At 52.7% G+C, this 3293-nt stretch carries 1 protein-coding gene and 1 pseudogene; both read left to right on the top strand.

Translation table 11 applies throughout. From position 1 onward, the window contains the following. Positions 1-54: 54 nt before the first annotated feature. Positions 55-330 (top strand): annotated as a pseudogene (locus tag AC1TPB_RS24615) (phosphopantetheine-binding protein); the annotation flags it as partial. A 126-nt stretch (positions 331-456) separates the two neighbouring features. Beyond that, on the top strand, positions 457-3293 hold a 2837-nt coding region (locus tag AC1TPB_RS24610; protein ID WP_482078909.1), incomplete at its 3' end, for a non-ribosomal peptide synthetase.

Raw genomic sequence — 3293 nt, 5'->3', positions numbered from 1 at the left:
GTGAGCGTGGGAGCATTCAATGCCTCCGAATTGCGTTCGCATTTGAAGGCCTACATGCCGGAGTACATGGTACCGTCGTACTTGGTGGAAGTGGAACGGATTCCACTGACGGCCAATGGCAAGGTAGACCGGAAGGCGCTGCCGGAGCCGCAAGATCTGATGCAGGCAGGAAGCGAATACGTCGCGCCGCGAAGCGAGATGGAAGCGAAGCTGGCGGAGATTTGGCAGGACGTGCTAGGTCTTTCGCAGCCGGTGGGCATTCAGGACGATTTTTTCCAGCTGGGCGGCGATTCAATTCGAGCTCTTCGTTTGATTGCAAGGATGGAACAAGTGATTGGGCAAAAAACGGACCTTCATCATCTGTACCAATATCCGATGATCGAGTCCTTCTTGACGAATCTTACCATGAGCGATCAATTGGATCTCAGAGCTGTGGAGCAAGCGTTGGGGGCCGATATGGAGAAACTGCAGGACCAAATCTTGTCCGGCCCCGTAGCGCTGGCGGGTGAAGCCGAAGATTTCTATCCGATGAGCGATATCGAGCAAGGGATGGTTTTCCATACTTTCATGCAATCCGAGGAAGCGTTATATCATGATCAGTTCGTATATGGGCTTAAAGACGAGCAGTTTAAATTGGAAAGATTGCAGGACTCCTTGCGATTCATGATTGCCAAGCACCCGATCCTGAGAACCGATTTTTACCTAGAAGTAGCCGCACAACCCATTCAAATTGTGCGTAAACACGTGGAGGCTCGTATCGGACTGGATGATTTATCCGCCTTGGACGGGAACGATCAAGACGAATATGTGAAGCGCTGGCTGGTGGAAGATCGCAAGCGTCCGTTTAACATCGGGACGGCACCTCTTTGGCGGATGCAGGTCTTTTACCTCGGCGGAGGCCGCCTGTATTTGAGCTGGATTTTCCATCATGCAATCTTGGACGGATGGAGCGTCGCGTCGTTCATGACAGAGTTGCTGAACGTCTATAGGATGATGAAGAGTGGAGAATACGCGTGGAATGCAGAGCCAGCTTTGAAGAGCACGTATAAAGATTTTGTTATCGAGCAAACCGCGGTAAAAGATCAGCCGGACGTTCGAAAATACTGGCAGGATGAATTGAGAGGGTATAAACGGTTAGAGTTTCCTAAATCGTTATCCGGTAAGGAGCATCACGGCGAACATGTGACGTTTACGCATTTCTTTGATCGCGATGTGCTCGATAAGCTTAAGCTTTTGGCGAGCAGCAGCAGCGCTCACTTACGTTCCATTTGTTTTTCGGCGTACGTGTACAGTCTTTCCTTGTTCAGCTATGAAAACGAAGTCTTGACTGGTCTCGTTGAAAACCTGCGTCCCGTTCGCGAAGATGGCGATAAAGTGCTGGGTTGTTTTCTGAATACCGTGCCGGTGCAAATCAAAATCGATAGGCAAATGACTTGGCGCCAGTGGGTTCAGAAAGTTCATGCCGCTTGCATGGAGATGAAAAATCACGGAAGGCTTCCACTTCGGGAAATCATGAATGCGACGGGAGAAAAGTCCGAAAGCGGCAATCCTTTCTTTGACATTTTGTTTAATTATGTCGACTTTCACATTTATGAGTCCATAAGCGAAGAATCGTTGATTCCCGAGGCATTGGGGAAATTAAGTTTTGAGCGCACGAATACGAAAATGGACTTCAGTATATCCGTTACATTCAATCAATTGAGTGTTATCATCCGTTCGTCTTACCACGAAGATGTCGTCCGTAAGCTCTTTTCGTTTTTTGAACGAACGATCCACGCGATGACAGCCGATTCGACGCGGGTGATTGAAAGCATCGAACTCCTCGGCGAAGAAGAGAAGAGGAATCTGTTACATACCTTCAACGACACGAAGGCGGAGTATCCGAAGGACAAAACGATTCACGCGTTGTTTGAGGAGCGAGCGGAGCGGACGCCGGAATCGTTGGCGGTCGTATTCGAGTCTGAACGGTTGACGTATGGGGAGCTGAACGCGAAGGCGAACCAACTGGCGTATGCATTGCGGGCACGAGACGTAGGAACCGACGAGATCGTGGGAATTATGGCGGAGCGTTCGGTCGAGATGATCGTGGGGATTCTCGCGATCCTAAAGGCCGGCGGTGCGTACTTACCAATGGACCCGGCGTACCCTTCTGAGCGGATCGCGTACATGCTGGAAGACAGCAAGGCCGATCTTCTGCTCGTATACGGTGACGCAGAAGTGCCACAAGAATACGAAGGAACCGTGCTGAACCTGGCGGACGCGTCGCTGTATGCGGGCGAGACGTCGAACTTGCCAGCAGCAAGTGGTCCGATGGATCTGGCGTACGTGATCTATACGTCGGGATCGACGGGACAGCCGAAAGGGGTCATGGTTGAGCACGGTGGTTTAACAAACATGATGGTTGCGCTGCACAACAAATATCCTTGCGGGGAAGAAGAAGCTTATTTGTTGAAGACGGGCTATACGTTTGACGTGTCATTAACGGAACTGTTCGGATGGATACCGGGCGGAGGGAAAGTTGTCGTGGCGGCACCGGGCGCGGAGAGAGATCCACGGGAGCTGCTCCAGGTCATTGATAATAACCAGGTGACGCACATCAACTTTGTTCCTTCCATGCTGCAGCTGTTCATGGCGGAGGCAAAAACGAGCGGGGGAGCCGTTCGATCGTTGCAATATCTGTTTATCGCGGGCGAAGCGTTCCCGACGGAGATGGCTCGGCGGGCTTGCCAGCAGTGGCCGCACGCCCGAATCGAGAACATTTACGGGCCGACGGAGGCCACGATTTACGCGACGCAAGAGGCGGTTACTCCGCATACGGAGAAGGTTGGAATCGGTAAACCGCTGCCGAACGTTCGCACGTATGTCATCGACCGTTCGAACAAGCTAGCGCCTATTGGGGTACCGGGGGAGCTGTGCATCGCAGGAGACGGCTTGGCGCGTGGATACTTGAACCGTCCGGAGCTAACGGCGGAGAAGTTTATGGACAACCCGTTTGAACCTAGCGAGCGGATGTACCGGACCGGAGACTTGGTAAGATGGCTGCCGGACGGGAACCTGGAGTACATGGGCCGGATCGACGAGCAAGTGAAAATCCGGGGGTATCGGATCGAGACAGGCGAAATCGTGCACGGTCTGCTGCAGCACGCAGACGTGAAGGGAGCAGTGGTCGTCGCTCGGAAAGACGAGCGGGACGAAGCTTACCTGTGTGCGTACGTGGTGAGCAGCGGAGCGTTCGACGCATCTGAATTGCGTTCGCATTTGAAGCGTAGTCTGCCGGAGTACATGGTACCGTC

It is taken from the genome of Paenibacillus sp. Y951 (genome assembly GCF_056786395.1).
This window is presented reverse-complemented; position numbering and strand designations above follow the sequence as displayed.